This window comes from Sphingobium sp. JS3065 (assembly GCF_026427355.1).
Taxonomy (GTDB): Bacteria; Pseudomonadota; Alphaproteobacteria; order Sphingomonadales; family Sphingomonadaceae; genus Sphingobium.
Window position 1 is genome coordinate 379,661 of sequence record NZ_CP102665.1, and the last position, 14,160, is coordinate 393,820.

The following is a 14,160-nucleotide window of genomic DNA, read 5'->3' on the forward strand; positions in this document are numbered from 1 at the left end:
GATCTCAGGTTCCGGGTCCGCGCCGGACACGGGGAACGAATGGTCGCTCTTCGTAACAATCACGTCTGGTCCAGGCGTGATGAAGCAAGGGAGAAGGACGTGGACGAGAGACTTCCCCAATTCCTGCACAAGCCGGTCCAGATCCTCTGGTTCGACGCGCAGGAGTTCATCCTCGTGGTGTCCACCATCTTCGTCGCCGTCATCGTCGGCGGATATGTGGGCTGGTCGCTCCTCGGCGTTCTTCTCCTCTTCATTCCCTGGAAGCGGACCAAGCCGCGCGGCTTCATGCCGCATCTCGCCTGGCGCTGGGGGCTGCTCAAGCTCCCCCGCTACCCCGGTCCGACCCAGACCCGCTTTTGCGAGTGAGCTATCCCATGTTCGGCAGATCATCCGCCCGCGAGCCCAGCGACCCCTTGCGGGATAAGCCGGCGAGCTTCGGCATCCATCGCTATCTCCAGGGGTCGTCCAACCTGTTCGAGGAGAACCGCCTCCTAAAATTCTCGGTTCTCGGCCTGTTCGGCATCACCGCCGTCCTGGGGATTGCCCTTTACTCGACGAGCCAGAACCAGCGCACGATCGTCGTGCCCTTTGGGGCAGGCGGCGATCTCTATGTGACGGGCGGCAAGCCCTCGCCCGCTTACCTGCGCACCATGACGCGCAATATCGTCGCGCTTTCGGGCACCTATTCCGCGCTCTCGGCCGACCGGCAGTTTGAGGAATTGCTCAGCATCGTCCACCCCACTGCCTATAATGGCATCCGCGACAGTCTGAACGCGATCCTCGACGAACTGGCCAATAATCCGACGCTCTCGATCGCGACCTATATCCGGCCCGACCAGCCCGTCACCTGGACGGATCGCCAGATCCTGGTGCCAGTGGAAAAGGTGCGCGTCATCGGCGGCGTCATCCGCAAATTCCGCGGCAATCTGCGCATCCGCTACACGATCGATGCCGGTCGCTTCTGGCTCCTGTCTCTTTCCGAGGAAAATTTCGATGCCGAACTTCGGTAAGCGCCTTGGCGCGCCTGCAGCGCTCATCACCGCCTGTCTTCCGGTCCCGACATTCGCGCAGGCCATCATGGCCCTGCCCGACCAGATCAGTAGCATCCGCCTCTCCAACCGCGACATCAACCATCTCATCTGCCAGGGCGGCGAGATCGAGGATGTCAAATTCTCCGCCGAAAAGGCGATCGCGGTCGAGAAGGCGGGTGCTGACGCCTGGGTCAAGTTCCTGGTCAAGGAAAGCGACGATGCGGGCCAGGTGACGCGCAGCTTTGTCACCACGCCTTCGGAATTCTTCGTGACCTGTAACGGCGCGATCTATCCGCTTTATGCCGAACCCACCGACATTCCCGCCCAGACCGTGACCCTCGCACCCGGTGCCAGCCAGCGCGCCCGCGCCAATGGCGAGCTGCTGGGGCCGCTTGTCGAGGAGGAGCGCGCGGTCTCGATCACCCTCTCAATGCTGCAGGACCGGGTGCCGGCCAGCTTTACCGAGATCGCCGTTTCGCCAAGGCCGCTTGCGCTCAGCGCCGCGCCCGCCTTGCGCATCACCGAGCGCCGCCGCGTCGCGATCGAGGGCACGGGGCTGTCGGCGTCGGAATATTGGATCGAGGCGAGCACCGACAACGAGATTGACGAGCGCATATTTCTCGATGCGTCGCTCGGCGCGCGCATCTTCAGCGTCACCCTCGATCGCCTGTCCCTGAAGGCCGGCGAGACCGCGCGTCTCATTCTGCTGCGTCGGGGAGAGACGCTGTGAGCGGCCCTGGCGACAAGGGCGGCGAGAAGCCAATGGGTGCGCAACCGACGGGCTCGAGGCCCGATGCACCGACCCAGCGGCCCCACGCCGGCATAAAGGGCTATTCCCGCCCGCCAAAGAGGAGGGACGGCGCCAGCGGCGAACCGGATGATCGCGCCGCCACGGAGGTGCGCGGTCCGGCACTGCTCGACCTCAAGGCCCGCTGGGCGTTGCTGAGCGCTCGCCAGCAGCTGCGCGCCCGGCAGGCCGGTGTGGGCGTCGTCATCGCGATGTTCGGCTACGGCCTCTACACAGCCTCGACCGGATCGAAGGACGAGGCGCCGGCGGCACCGGTGGCATCGCGCCTCGACATGGGTGCGGGCCTGCGCGGCGACAGCCTCGAGACCAAGGTGCGCGGCGACCTCAAGAAAATTCTCGATGGCCAGATGCTGCTCGGCGACCGGGTGACCGCGATCGAGGAAGGCAGGATCGCCCCTGGCGGGCGAACCATCACGGACGCGGCAGAGGGCGATCTCCCCAGCGCCATGCCTGGCGACATCCCGCCCTTCCCGCCCAGCCCCAGCGGACGCGAACTTGAGAGCGCTGACGGCAGCCTACCGCCGCCTCCTATGCCGTCCGTGCCGCCTGCGCCGCCCGCCCCGCCAGTGGAGCGGCAGGTCGGCTCGATCGGGACCGCGACCGCCGCACTCACCGCCGACGCGGGCGACAAAGGGGCAACAGGCGTTAAAAAAAAGACCCGGACGATCTATTTGCCGCCTGGTTTCATGAAGGCGCGGTTGCTGACCGGGATCGACGCGCTCGCGAGCCGGGACGCGACCTCGAACCCGGAACCGCTGATCGCCCGCGTCCAGGCGCCCGCCGTGCTGCCAAATGACGTCAAGGCGAACCTTGCTGGCTGCTTTGTCATCGGCAATGCGACAGGCAGCCTCGCCAAGGAGCGGGTCGAGGTCCAGCTCGTCTCCCTCTCCTGCGTCGACTTTGACGAACGCTCGGTGGTCGATCAACCGATCAAGGGCTTCTTCGTCGATACCGACGGGAAGAAGGGGCTGTCGGGCCGGGTCGTCACCCGCGCCGGCGCCGCGCTCGCCCGCAGTTTCATTGCCGGCACGATCTCGGGAATGAGCCAGAGCGTCGAAAACACGTTCGGGGACACGTCGGTCTCCGCGCTCGGCACCGTCCGGTCGCTCGATGCGGGCGACGCGGCCAAGACCGGCATTGCCGGCGGCCTCTCCAAATCCTCCGACAAGCTGACCGACTTCTATCTCGATCTCGCCCGTCAGGCCGGTCCCATCGTCGAGGTGGGCGCCGCCAAGGATGTCGTCGTGGTGATCCAGGAGGGCGTCACCCTCGAAATCAAGCCGACTGCGGGAAGCAAATTCTGATGCGCCCGCGCCTCAAACAAGGAGACACGCCCATGCCGCTCCTCTCTTTCCCGTCAGCGTTAGCCCTGCGCCGCGCCGGAGCCCCGCTGCTGATGCTCGCCGCCCTGCCCGCCTGCACCGCCATCGGCTCGGTCATGTCGCCCTATCCTGAAAAGTTCAGCTGCAAGAATAGCGACCATGGCCAGTGCATCCACCCAGAGCGCGCCTATGAGGATGCGGTCGCCGGCGCCGCCTCCCGGTCCGATCCCAGGGTCACGAACGACAGGAAGATGCTGAAAGGCAGCGCCGTCGCCGCCTCGCCCGGATCGACGGGACGCGCCAGGGGCAAGGCCGCCACGCCTTATCTTGGCTATCGTGACAGCGTCTATCGCGAGCTTCAGGGGCTGGTCGAAGCGCCAGTGACGCCGATGCTGCGGCCCGGACGCACGATCCGCACGCTCATCCTTCCTTATGCCGACCGTGAACGGCCCGACCGGCTCTACATGCCGCGCTACGTCTATTCGATCCTCGACAAGCCCCAATGGGTGGTCGGCGACTATCTGGTGAGCCCCGTCAATCCGACGAGCCGTGTGCCAGTCCTCGAGCAGGTGAAGGCGAAGCCCGCGCCGATGCAGACGAGCGACCTTCCCGCTCCCCCGCAGGAACAGCCGCGAGAACAGGGGCAATGAAGGCGCCCGGCACCCGTCATGTCGGCGGCATGACCTTCGAGCGGCTGCGCCAGAGCGTCTCGCGCGACGCCTATTCCGACTTTCTGCCGATGGTCGCCTGGGTCGCGGAGGAGGAAGCCTTCCTCTGCATCGACGATGGCTGGGGCCAGGCCTGGGAACTCGTGCCCAGTGCCTATCTCTTCGCCCATGTCCATCAGGCGCTGCTCGGCCTCCTCAACATCCACTTCGCGCCGGGCACGGTGGTTCAGCTCCACTGCTTCGCCGACCCGCTGATCGACGGCGCGCTCGACGCGTTCCTCGATCTGAAATCCCGGCCCGATCCGTTGATCCAGGCTTCGGCGCGCCGGACCCGCGACTATCTGCGCGACGGGACGCAGGGGCTCGATGCGCTGCACGGCATTCCGCTGCGCAATTTCCGGCTGCTGCTTTCGATCAAGACGCGCAAACCGCTTGGGGCCGACCTGCGGCGACAGATCGAGGAGCAGCTTTCCAAGCTTGGCATCACCCGCCTCGCGCCCGAGGCGCTCGTCACCTTCTATCGCCGCATCTTCAACGGCGTGTTCTCTGCTGCACCGGGGGTTTTCGCCCAAGGCAGCGAGGACATGCCCGCGCGCCCGGTGCGCAAGCAGCTGATCGATGCCGGCCCCGATCTCGTCTTCGATGGCCCCGAGCTGTTCCTCGGCGATCAGGTCGCACGCTGCCTGACGCCCAAGTCGCCAGCCCGGCGCGTCACCGCCGAACGCTGCAACCGGCTGCTGGGCGGGATGCGCGGTGCCTCGGAGGACAGCGACCAGATTGGCGGTCCCTTCCTCTACACGCTCAACATCCTCTTCGATCATTCGAGCTTCGAAATCCATAAGCGTGCCCAGATCCTCTCCGCGCAAAAGGCCGCCGGCAGTTTCGCGGTCGAGGTCGGCAAGCAGATCGAGGAGATCGGCTGGGTGCTCGACGAAGCGGGGAACAGCCGCTTTGTCTCGGTCATCCCGGTCATCTGGGTCTTCGGCCGCGACAGCGCGCAGGCCCGCGAGATGGCCGCGCGCGCCAAGCGCCTCTGGGAAAGCGAGCCGCTGCCCTGGATGATGCAGGAGGAGAGCTATCTCAATCCGGTCCTGCTACCAATGGCGCTCCCCTTCGGCTTCTATCCCGACCGACGGACGGTGCGGATGCTGGAGCGCGACCTTCCCATGCCCGCCAAGGCGGCAGCGCTGCTCGCGCCGGTGCAGACCGACTTTCGCGGCGGGGGGCGCCCCGCCCTCCTCTATGCCGGCCGCAAGGGCCAGCTCATCACGCTCGATCTCTTCGACCCGCGCATCAACAATTATAATTTCATCGTTTCGGCCGAGAGCGGCGCGGGCAAGAGCTTCCTCCTCAATAACCTCTGCCAGCAATATTATGCCCAAGGCGCGCTCATCCGCATCATCGATATCGGCGGCAGCTATGCCAAGCTCTGCACATTGTGCTCGGGCCGCTACATCGACATTGGCGAGGAGCATCTCATCCTCAACCCCTTCGACATGGGCTTCGCGCTCGACGGCGACGATCGCCAGTCGGCCATCTCCATGGCGGTCGCCATCGTCGCGGAAATGGCCAATGCCGCGACCCGCAAGGGCGTCAGCACGTCCGAATGGAACCTGCTCAAGTCCGCAGTCCAATGGACAATCGACAGCGGACGGGCCGAAGCCGGGATCGATGCGGTCCGTGACTGGCTTGGCGCCTATCCCGCCTATGCCACAAGCGATCTCGACAAGGTCGAGCATCTGATCCCCGCCGCGCGCGAACTTGCCTTCAACCTGCGCGATTTTGCCAGTTCGGGCGCTTATGGCCATTATTTCAACGGCCCCTCGACCTTCGACATTTCCGCCGATGAATTTGTCGTGCTCGAGCTTGAGCGCCTCAAAGCCATGCCCGATCTCTTCAATGTGATCGTGATGGTGGTGGTGAATGCGGTCACGCAGGAACTCTATCTCTCCGCCCGCGATCGGCCCCGCTTTGTCCTGTGCGATGAGGCCGCTCAGTTCATGACCCGCACCGACGGGCAGGATCTTTCCCGCCTCGCCGAGGTATTCGGCCAGGGCTACCGGCGCGCGCGTAAATATCAGGGGAGTTTCGGGGTCGTCCTCCAGTCGATGAACGATCTGCTGCTCTTTGGCGGCACGGGACAGGTGATCCTCGAAAATGCCGCCACCCGCTTCCTGCTCCAGGGGTCGACCTACGATCGGGCCGTCGAGAACAAGATTCTCGATTATTCGGGTTTCGTCCTCGACCTCCTGAAGTCGGTCCGCAACAACAAGCCCCATTATTCGGAAGTCTTCATCGACTCGCCCCTGGGGCTCGGCATCGCCCGGCTCGTCGTGGATCCCTTCTCCTACTGGATCAACACCAGCGCGCCGCAGGAGGTGGCGGCGTTCGAGGCGCGGCTGCGCAGGGGCATGTCGCCGCTCGAGGCAGTCTGCGATCTGGCCGGCGTCGATCCGACCGAAATCCTTGGGCACGGCTCCAGCGGGGAGCAGCTCTGATGCGCACGCCGCCCGACCAGAACCAGCCCCGCTTCGAATTCGAGCCCGACCCGAAACTGGAAGCCTTCATCGAGGCGCGCGCGGCGGAGAAGGCCGAGGCGCAGGCCTTCCAATGGCGCTTTCGGCTTGTGACGATCGAGACGATGATGCTTGGGCTTCTCGTTGGCGCCGCCGGGATCGCGCTCCAGAAACCGCCATTCCTGATCCTGCGCGCAGCGGTGATGGTGGCCGCGTGCTGCTTTGGAAGCGGCATATTGCTGATCGGCATGACCGGCGCTGCGGGCACGTCGGCCAAATGGCTACGCCGCTGGTGGAACCGGCGATGAAGGGCATCCTCAGCGCCGCCCCGGCCCCCGGGCCGATCCGCCTTCTGGTGGGCACGCAGCTCATGCTGCTCGTCCTTACGATCCTGGTGCTCGAAACGCCCGGTGCGCTGCCGCTGCGGCTTCAGGGCCTGCTGCTAGCCGGTTTGGTGCTCGGCGCGTCGGCGCTCATCTGCGCGATCCGTGGCGACAGAACTGACGAGCGACCCTGGTGGAGACGGCGCCATGGCCGCTGAACCACGCTTCCCCGATCGTACCCGCCACGCCCTGATCGGCGCGCTGATGCTGGGCCTTGCCTGCGGTCAGCCTGCAACGGCTGCGACCTCTACGATTGGCCGAACCTGGCCCATCGCAGAGCCCGACGCCATGACGGAGATAGAGGCCCGCGCCGCCAGGGCGCCGAGCCTCGCCTCGCGCCTTGGCCCGCGCTCGAGCTGGTCGGCGCTTCAGGCGGCGGGGCTGGGGCAGGCCAGGGTGGGCCGGGTTCGCACCCTCGTTCCCTTTTACACGCTTGAGGAAGATGTCCGCCTGCCCGATGGCCGGCTGCTCTATCCCAAGGGCTTCACCTTTAACCCGCTCGACTATGTGTCGCTGCCCCAGCGCCTCATCATCGTCCATCCGCGCGATCTGGGCTGGGCTTTGAAGCAGGCGCGGTTCACGGATTTCATTTTGCTGACCGCGGGCGATGCGCTCGACCTCTCCGAACGCAGCGGGCGTCCCCTCTTTATCCTGGAGGAACGGGTCAAGGAGCGGCTCGGCCTCACGGTCGCGCCGGTGATCGTCGCGCAGCAGGGCAAGAAGCTCGTCCTCACCGAATATGCGCCGCTCCGCTGGGCGGGCGGGAGCGCGCGGCCATGAAGCGCAGGCTTCTCACGCGCATGGCGCCGCTCGCCCTGGCGCTGGCCGCCGGCGGCGCGTCGGCACCTGCCCACGCCTCCAAATGCGAGGCCGGCACCATCTTCAATCCCATCACCAGGGTGCGCTGGAACTGCATCTTTCCGATCACGATCGGCGGCGTGCGGGTGGCGAGTTTCGACAAGCTCGACAAGGAACTCGATGCCCAGTCCGCCTCCAAGCCGCTCTGCGCCTGCCGCAAGGGCGCGACCTTCTGGTTCGGGGTGAAGGTGAGCTTCTGGTCGCCCAACCGGATGATCGATGTGGTGACCGAGCCGGGCTGCATGATGGCTCTCGGCGCCGATCTCCTGCCGACCGGCGGCCGGCTTCAGGGCAGCCAGTCCGGAATCGCTGACGGCACAAACAGCCAAAAACTGTTTGCGCAGATGCACTATTATATCTCGCCGGTCTGGAAGATGCTCGACATGTTCACCGACCTCCCCTGCATCGAGGATGACGGGTTCGACGTCGCTATGATCACCGAAGTGCTGCCGACCTGGCAGTCCGGGACATTGGGCGCGATCATCCAGCCGGAAGGCATTCTCTTCGGCAATCCCGCGGCGGGCCTTGCCTGCATGGCCGACAGCGCTGCGGCGGCTGCGGGGAAGGTCATCGATCCGCTCTTTTGGTGCATGGGAAGCTGGGGCGCCACCTATCCGGTCGCGGGCGACATCCATTTTGACGACAGCGTCGAGGCCTGGGCTGGCCTCGCCGCGCGCGGCACCTTCATGATGGGGCGGCTCGGCGCGCTCACCATCTCCTCGGCCGACGGCTGCTCCTTCAAGGCCCAGCCGATCTGGACCAAGAGCCGCTACAAGCTCCAGATCATGGAGCCGGTCAAAGGCGGCAAATGCGTCAACATCGGACGCCCCGGCGCGCTCTGGTCCTCGGGCAAACATGCGCCCGGCAAGGACAATGCCCAGTTCATGTCTTTTGAAAAGGTGATCTGCTGCGCGGGGGTATCCACCCCATGAGCCAACCCCTTCCCCCATCCCCCACAGCGATCGCCTGCTTTCGATGGTCTGCCCGCCAAGGCCAGAACCGGCCGTTCGATCGCTGCGTGGGCGGAGCGGCGCTGGCGCCATCCGGCGCCGCTCCAACACCTAATTCTTCCCATGCGGCTTTGGAAACGCACGGGGAGAAGGTCAGCACGGCCAGATGGTCCCCCGGCGGGCAGGGATACCCCCCTGTGCCTCAATCCTCGCCCGCTTTGGCCGTGCTGACCACCATCGACGGAAAGGCCGCCTTCCAATGCCTGTCGGAACCACCCGACATGGCCGGGCTTTGCCCCTTGTTCCGGCTCCGCGCCGTAGATCGCTCTCGCTTAGGTGAGGAAGCATGAGGTGGCCCTTCGCCCCCTCGCTCGCGATACTGGCAGCGCTGAGCGTCCAATCCGCCTTTGCGCAGGACATGGACGCGAGAGCGCGGGCGGCAGCGGCGGCCTCGCGCGCCAAATCCGGCGACAGCGAGGCGATCAGCAGCAATTATCTGACGCCGGGTCTCGCCAACCAGCCGGTCAGTACGGTCGACAATAGCCGCAGCTTCACGCCCAGCATTGCCTGCCAGCAGAGCGCCACCATGCTCGAAATGCTGGTCCAGCCCGGAACGACCGGCGATATTTCCCATCTTTCCATTTCCCGCGACAAGGATCTCGACGGCGCCTTCGACCAGGTCCTGACCCTCCCGGTCCCGGTATCCGGGATTTGCGCCAACGGCGTCATCTCCTGTTCGCCCGGAAGCTGGAACCAGTGCCAGAGCTTCAAATGGGATGTGAGCGGTAGCGGTGACCTCAAGCTCAGCCAGGTAGACATGCCGGACCTCGCCGGATGCTATTGCGTCAATGCCAGCTGCGGCGCCAACCTGGTTGCGGGCAATTTGCCCTCGGTCTTGAAGGATCTGGGCGGTGGGGTCATCGGCGCGCTCACAACCGCCGATCCCCGGATCGCCGTGGCGCAGGCCAGTATCGACGGCCCGGTCATCCGCTATGTCGGCGCGCAGACGACCGCATGCTCGTCGTCGCCTGCGGTGTCCGCGACGAGCTATCGCGCCAACCCGACCGCGATCAGCGACGACGCCTATGCGGCTTCGCAAGCCAGTTCGGTCTTCACCGCGCTGGCGGCCTCGCCGGCAGGGAATGGCAAGGCGGAGGAAACGCGCTCCTGCACGATTGAGCGCGAGATCAACGTCAAATCCTGGGACTTCACCGACATCGTCTCGGCCAGTGGCTCGATCACCTCGACCGCCAGTTGCGGCACGGGATGCCTCCGCTTCCAGATTCGGGGCGCGGGGAGCTGCGGCAGCAATCCGCCCGTCTATACGGTCACCTTCAATCCGCTGGTACCCGGTCGGATCATTTCGGCGCGGATCATCGAGATGGGCGCGGACGACTGGGTTCAGGGCCGGATCAATGGCCAGGTCGTGGGCTCGGCGGGCAAGCGCCTCTGGACGGGCGATGGGCTGCCGTCTGGCGACTGCCGGATCAGCGATGATCCCTGGTATAACCGCACGCCCATCGAATTTACTGACAAGCTCAAATCCGGCGCGACGTCGGTCAGCGCGCGGGTACGCGGCGGGGGCGGCGGCAACTGGGGCTATGTCACCGTCGAGATCCAGGTCAACACGAGCTGCGAGGTGAGCGAACGGCTGGTCGACCTCTGCGCGGGCTATGCGGGTGATCCCGCCTGCCGCCTGACCCAGGAAGATGTTGATGGCGTCGAGACGGTCAGAAACGGCGCCGTCACGGGTCTTAAACCCCTGCCCCAAACCCGCCTGTTCGGCACCGGCAGCTGCACCTTTCAATATAGCCGCGACTTCTTCCTGCGCACGCGCCGCTACTCCTGCGTCGTCGATACATCAGGAACAGCGCAACCCGATCTCGGCCGGGCAACCTATATCATCGATCGTTCGACCGAGACGATGCTCGCCGATCAGACGCGGGCCAGCGATGGCGCCCTCGTCCAGTCGACCCGTGCCTTCGCGCTCCCCGATCGCCCCTCGGTCGCGGCGTGCGAATCCATCTGCAAGACCCGCGCGCCCAGCGCCAATAGCGGCGTTGCCCCGGCGGGGACGGTGGCGGAGAGGCAGAATGTGCCAGTAGGCTGGGACAGCTTCTACCATGTCTGTTCGGCCGACAATGTCTGCCCGCTGGGCGACGGCGAGGAGATCGTCTCACCCTGCGGCTGCCTCGATGATTTCCCCGAGGCGGTGGTCATGATGCAGACGGTTAGGCTCGCAGGCTCGGACCTGGCCTGCACGGCGGTGGCGCGATGATCCGCCGGCTCGCCCCCGCACTCGCGCTCACCTGCGCCCTGGTTCCTCTCACTATGGTTCAGCAGGCCCATGCCGCGCAGCTCTGCGCCGCCGACCTCAACGGCAATGGCGATGCAGCGGACGAGGGCGAGATGGCGCAGTGCCTTGCAACCACCGATGGCGGCGCGCTCTGTGCCATCGGCCAGGTCGACTGCATAGCCGACGCACAAGGCGGATATTCCTGTCCGCTCGGGGCCGCTTTTGCCTGCAAGATGCCGACGACAGCTGCCGTGCCGGCCTGCTCACCCAACAGCTGCATCGATACGTCCGCCACACCGATCGAAAATGAGGAAGTGGTCGACGATCCCGGCGCGCCGGGTGACGGCCCGGTCGATGTCGACGGCAATTGCCTGGGGACGATCGCGATATTCGGCGGACGGGCGCTGCGGTGCCGGCCGCCTGGCGCCAGCGTCACCTTCCAGAATTGCTGCAAGGACAAGGGCAAGATCGTCAAGGACGGGATGGGTGGTTCGCTCAGTTCGATCACCACCAAGATCGCCATCGCCAAGGGCGTCTTCACCGGCATGAAAGCGGCCTATACCGCGTTCAAGGCGGGCGCGACCGCGAGCGAGGCGGCCTCGGCCGGCGCCAATGCGATCATCGTCGGCATCGATCCGACCTCGATCGCGATCAGCCTGGCCATCAACTATATGATCGAGGTGCTGCTCCAGGGCTGCGACCAACAGGATATGGAAACCGGCATGCTGCGCGGCTCGGGCATGTGCCATGAGGTCGGCACCTATTGCTCGTCGAAGATCCTGGGCATCTGCATCCAGAAGGCGCGCGGCCATTGCTGCTTTAACACGAAATTGGGCCGCATCATCCAGGAACAGGGTCGACCGCAACTCGCCGCCTTCAACAGCCTTGGCTGGGGCACGCCCCAACATCCGTATTGCCGCGGATTTTCCGCTGAAGAATTCCAGGCGCTCGATTTCAGCCGGATGAATCTCAGCGAATATTATTCCGACATCGAAGCCCGCGCCCAATCCGACATTCAGATCGATATGAAGGAGAAGATCGATGCGACGCTCAGCATCATTCATCCCTGACCTTTTGCTGCGCGTGGGCGTCATGGTCGGACTTTGGGCCGCCGCCCCTGCGCTGGCGCAAGGCGGGGAGACTGCTGAAGGGCTCCGGCCACCCGCACCGGATAGTGCCGCCGCAGATAAGCCCGCTATATCCGGCCCGTCCGGCATCCCCGAACCATCGCATACGATGCGCCGCCGGGCGTTCGAGGCAATGCGGCAGAAGGGGCGCTTTCCCGCCATCGAAGCGCGAGCACGCAAGGACCGTGAAGATGCCGCGCAGCGCCTGGCTGCCGAACATGATGCCGTGCAAAAGCGACTTTACGAGGCCTTGGGGCTTGCCGCGCCGATCGATGCGGCGAAGCCGAGGGACGGGCGCGCTGGGGCTTTGGCAAAGAACTGGGTGCCGATGCTGTTCGCCTCCTCCTCCCTGCCGCTCCAGACCCTGCGCAATTACGCCGCGCAGCTCGAGACAGTCGGGGGCGTCATCGCCTTTCGAGGCGTTCCCGGGGGCATGAGCAAAATCGGCCCGATGGCGAAACTGACGGCGCAGATTCTGCGCGTCGATCCAGGCTGCGAAGGGCCTGCCTGCACGATGCGCAACGTTCAGCTCATCGTCGACCCGATCCTCTTCCGCCAGCATGGCGTTAATCAGGTCCCTGCCTTCGCCATGGCGCCGGGCGATCCCACCCTTCCCTATTGCGAGCGCGACGACGAGATCGGCCCAAGCGCCAGCCATATCGTCTATGGCGACGCAGCCCTGTCAGGACTTCTCGAAGAATATGCCCGCCTTGGCGGCAAACAGGAGGTCAGCGATGCCGCGTCTCGCCTGTCTCGCCGCTAATCGGCTTTGGTTGGGGCTCAAGACCCTGCCCGCGCAGGCGGCGCTCGCGCTGGGCGGCGGGGTCGGCAACCAGCCTGCCGACAACAGGCGATTGGCCCTGAGCTTCGCGGTCATCCTTCCCGTCGCGACCCTCACCTGGCTTGGTCTGCCCAGCGTGACCCTGGTCATGAGCCCCTCCATCGATGCCTGGGCCGTGCGGCGCGCGCCAGGTCCGGTCCGCAAGGGCGATCTCGTTGAGTTCATGCTCTCCCATCCGATCGCAGGCCCGAAGCCGGTGAGCGTCACCAAGCGAGCGCTCTGCCTTCCAGGCGAGCGGCTCCGCGAAATCGAACGTCTCTCGGTCGACGGTCGCGAAGGCACGCGCAGTTGGTATTATTGCGGCCGTACCTTTCTCGGCGCGAGCCGGCCCTTCGGCCTCGACGGCCGCCCTCTGCCCCATCTGCGCTGGGGCGACAGACCGATCCCTCCGGGTTTTGTCTATGTCGGCTCTGATCATGCCGGGGGCTTCGACAGTCGCTATTTCGGACCGGTCCGGCTCGAGCGCCTCACCCGCATGGAGCGCATCCTGTGAGGCGCGCGCTTGCCCTGCTGGCCGTCGCTGGCCAGCTTCTCGCGGCGACGGCCTCCGCGGAGGATACGATCCGCCAGGGTTACTGGTGGTATCGCGCCAAAGCCGATCCCGCCGAGACGCCGCCCGAAGATGTGCCTCCAGCGCCGCTGATCCCACCCATGGCCGAACTCGCGCGATGGAGCCCGCCCCGGATCGCCAAGCTCATCGCAGACCAGCGTGATTATGCGGCGACCGTTCTGACCGTCGAGGCAGTTTCCGATTTCTGGCGGCTGGAGGATTTCGCGCGGCGCAAGGCCCGCGCCTTTGCGGGCGTCACCCAGCTAGCGATGCTCGCCCATCCCGAGCTCAGCGCCAAATCCGCCAATCCCATGATTGGCGACGCACGCGATGCGCTGGGCGCGCAGAAGGATGCGGTGCGCCGCGCCTATCTGCGCTCCCGCGTTCCTGAATTCGCACTCGTCATGTTCTCGCGCACTTCCTGCGGCTATTGCCGGGTGCAATGGCCGATCCTCCAGCGCTTCCAGGAGGAAACCGGCTGGCAGATCATCCGTGAGGATCTCGATCGGCGGCCCGAACTTGGCGCCCGCTTCGGCGTCGAGGTGACGCCCACCACCATGGTCATCCGCCGCAATTCCGCGCAACGCATGGTCATCGCCAATGGTGTCGAGGCGTTTCCGACTCTTATTCAAACCGCGTATCAGGCGGTGAAACTGCTGTCGGGCGACATCAGACCCGAACAGTTTCTCACCGGCGCGGGTGAGGAGAATGGCTTTTTCGACGCGCTCGCCAATGGTCCTGTCGCGGCTGGCGATCCCATGGCAAATCAAAACGGGGGCCACCCATGAGGGTCCGCTGCCTTGGAGCATT

15 protein-coding genes are annotated in these 14,160 nt (G+C 65.5%); all 15 read left to right on the top strand.

Annotated elements, in window-relative coordinates; translation table 11 throughout:
* Positions 1 to 99: 99 nt before the first annotated feature.
* The 15 genes from NUH86_RS19110 (at position 100) to traF (ending at position 14,138) form a co-directional block, all read left to right on the top strand.
* Positions 100 to 366: a type IV conjugative transfer system protein TraL gene (locus NUH86_RS19110; RefSeq protein WP_037544084.1), complete on the top strand. Its 267-nt coding sequence runs from the start codon at positions 100 to 102 to the stop codon at positions 364 to 366.
* A gap of 8 nt (positions 367 to 374) precedes the next feature.
* Positions 375 to 1,010 (top strand): TraE/TraK family type IV conjugative transfer system protein, encoded by a 636-nt coding sequence (locus tag NUH86_RS19115; protein WP_267252893.1) that lies wholly within the window; start codon positions 375 to 377, stop codon positions 1,008 to 1,010.
* Positions 994 to 1,761: a type-F conjugative transfer system secretin TraK gene (locus tag NUH86_RS19120; RefSeq protein WP_267252894.1), complete on the top strand. Its 768-nt coding sequence runs from the start codon at positions 994 to 996 to the stop codon at positions 1,759 to 1,761. Before NUH86_RS19115 ends, NUH86_RS19120 begins: the two co-directional genes overlap by 17 nt.
* Positions 1,758 to 3,143 carry a TraB/VirB10 family protein gene (locus NUH86_RS19125; RefSeq protein ID WP_267252895.1) on the top strand — a complete coding sequence of 462 codons (1,386 nt, stop codon included), beginning with the start codon at positions 1,758 to 1,760 and terminating at the stop codon, positions 3,141 to 3,143. The genes NUH86_RS19120 and NUH86_RS19125 overlap by 4 nt, the downstream gene beginning before the upstream one ends.
* A gap of 32 nt (positions 3,144 to 3,175) precedes the next feature.
* The gene (locus NUH86_RS19130) at positions 3,176 to 3,811 is read left to right on the top strand and encodes a TraV family lipoprotein (protein WP_267252896.1); all 636 of its coding nucleotides are present in this window, start codon (positions 3,176 to 3,178) and stop codon (positions 3,809 to 3,811) included.
* On the top strand, positions 3,808 to 6,327 hold the full coding sequence (locus NUH86_RS19135) for a TraC family protein (RefSeq protein WP_267252897.1): 2,520 nt from the start codon (positions 3,808 to 3,810) through the stop codon (positions 6,325 to 6,327). Before NUH86_RS19130 ends, NUH86_RS19135 begins: the two co-directional genes overlap by 4 nt.
* The gene (locus tag NUH86_RS19140) at positions 6,327 to 6,653 is read left to right on the top strand and encodes a hypothetical protein (RefSeq protein WP_267252898.1); all 327 of its coding nucleotides are present in this window, start codon (positions 6,327 to 6,329) and stop codon (positions 6,651 to 6,653) included. The genes NUH86_RS19135 and NUH86_RS19140 overlap by 1 nt, the downstream gene beginning before the upstream one ends.
* The gene (locus tag NUH86_RS19145) at positions 6,650 to 6,886 is read left to right on the top strand and encodes a hypothetical protein (RefSeq protein WP_267252899.1); all 237 of its coding nucleotides are present in this window, start codon (positions 6,650 to 6,652) and stop codon (positions 6,884 to 6,886) included. Before NUH86_RS19140 ends, NUH86_RS19145 begins: the two co-directional genes overlap by 4 nt.
* A complete protein-coding gene (locus tag NUH86_RS19150; protein WP_416365384.1) occupies positions 6,876 to 7,508 on the top strand; it encodes a conjugal transfer protein TraW in 633 nt (210 codons plus the stop codon). Before NUH86_RS19145 ends, NUH86_RS19150 begins: the two co-directional genes overlap by 11 nt.
* A complete protein-coding gene (locus NUH86_RS19155; RefSeq protein ID WP_267252900.1) occupies positions 7,505 to 8,518 on the top strand; it encodes a TraU family protein in 1,014 nt (337 codons plus the stop codon). The genes NUH86_RS19150 and NUH86_RS19155 overlap by 4 nt, the downstream gene beginning before the upstream one ends.
* A 364-nt stretch (positions 8,519 to 8,882) precedes the next feature.
* Complete coding sequence (locus NUH86_RS19160; protein ID WP_267252901.1) at positions 8,883 to 10,814, top strand: hypothetical protein; 1,932 nt, start codon at positions 8,883 to 8,885, stop codon at positions 10,812 to 10,814.
* Between the two features lie 53 nt (positions 10,815 to 10,867).
* Positions 10,868 to 11,902 (top strand): conjugal transfer protein TraN, encoded by a 1,035-nt coding sequence (gene traN / locus NUH86_RS19165; protein WP_267253003.1) that lies wholly within the window; start codon positions 10,868 to 10,870, stop codon positions 11,900 to 11,902.
* Entirely contained in the window at positions 11,874 to 12,722 is an 849-nt protein-coding gene (locus NUH86_RS19170; RefSeq protein ID WP_267252902.1) for a type-F conjugative transfer system pilin assembly protein TrbC, read from the top strand. Before traN ends, NUH86_RS19170 begins: the two co-directional genes overlap by 29 nt.
* The gene (locus NUH86_RS19175) at positions 12,694 to 13,293 is read left to right on the top strand and encodes a S26 family signal peptidase (protein WP_267252903.1); all 600 of its coding nucleotides are present in this window, start codon (positions 12,694 to 12,696) and stop codon (positions 13,291 to 13,293) included. Before NUH86_RS19170 ends, NUH86_RS19175 begins: the two co-directional genes overlap by 29 nt.
* A complete protein-coding gene (traF, locus tag NUH86_RS19180) occupies positions 13,290 to 14,138 on the top strand; it encodes a conjugal transfer protein TraF (RefSeq protein ID WP_416365385.1) in 849 nt (282 codons plus the stop codon). The genes NUH86_RS19175 and traF overlap by 4 nt, the downstream gene beginning before the upstream one ends.
* Positions 14,139 to 14,160: the final 22 nt, after the last annotated feature.

Excerpts from the sequence above, each read along its gene's own strand:
- NUH86_RS19160 (WP_267252901.1), top strand. The coding sequence starts at position 8,883 with ATGAGGTGGCCCTTCGCCCCCTCGCTCGCGATACTGGCAGCGCTGAGC.
- NUH86_RS19170 (WP_267252902.1), top strand. The coding sequence starts at position 11,874 with ATGCGACGCTCAGCATCATTCATCCCTGACCTTTTGCTGCGCGTGGGC.
- NUH86_RS19155 (WP_267252900.1), top strand. The coding sequence starts at position 7,505 with ATGAAGCGCAGGCTTCTCACGCGCATGGCGCCGCTCGCCCTGGCGCTG.
- NUH86_RS19115 (WP_267252893.1), top strand. The coding sequence starts at position 375 with ATGTTCGGCAGATCATCCGCCCGCGAGCCCAGCGACCCCTTGCGGGAT.
- NUH86_RS19135 (WP_267252897.1), top strand. The coding sequence starts at position 3,808 with ATGAAGGCGCCCGGCACCCGTCATGTCGGCGGCATGACCTTCGAGCGG.
- NUH86_RS19130 (WP_267252896.1), top strand. The coding sequence starts at position 3,176 with ATGCCGCTCCTCTCTTTCCCGTCAGCGTTAGCCCTGCGCCGCGCCGGA.
- NUH86_RS19175 (WP_267252903.1), top strand. The coding sequence starts at position 12,694 with ATGCCGCGTCTCGCCTGTCTCGCCGCTAATCGGCTTTGGTTGGGGCTC.
- NUH86_RS19140 (WP_267252898.1), top strand. The coding sequence starts at position 6,327 with ATGCGCACGCCGCCCGACCAGAACCAGCCCCGCTTCGAATTCGAGCCC.
- traN (WP_267253003.1), top strand. The coding sequence starts at position 10,868 with ATGGTTCAGCAGGCCCATGCCGCGCAGCTCTGCGCCGCCGACCTCAAC.
- NUH86_RS19120 (WP_267252894.1), top strand. The coding sequence starts at position 994 with ATGCCGAACTTCGGTAAGCGCCTTGGCGCGCCTGCAGCGCTCATCACC.
- NUH86_RS19150 (WP_416365384.1), top strand. The coding sequence starts at position 6,876 with ATGGCCGCTGAACCACGCTTCCCCGATCGTACCCGCCACGCCCTGATC.
- NUH86_RS19145 (WP_267252899.1), top strand. The coding sequence starts at position 6,650 with ATGAAGGGCATCCTCAGCGCCGCCCCGGCCCCCGGGCCGATCCGCCTT.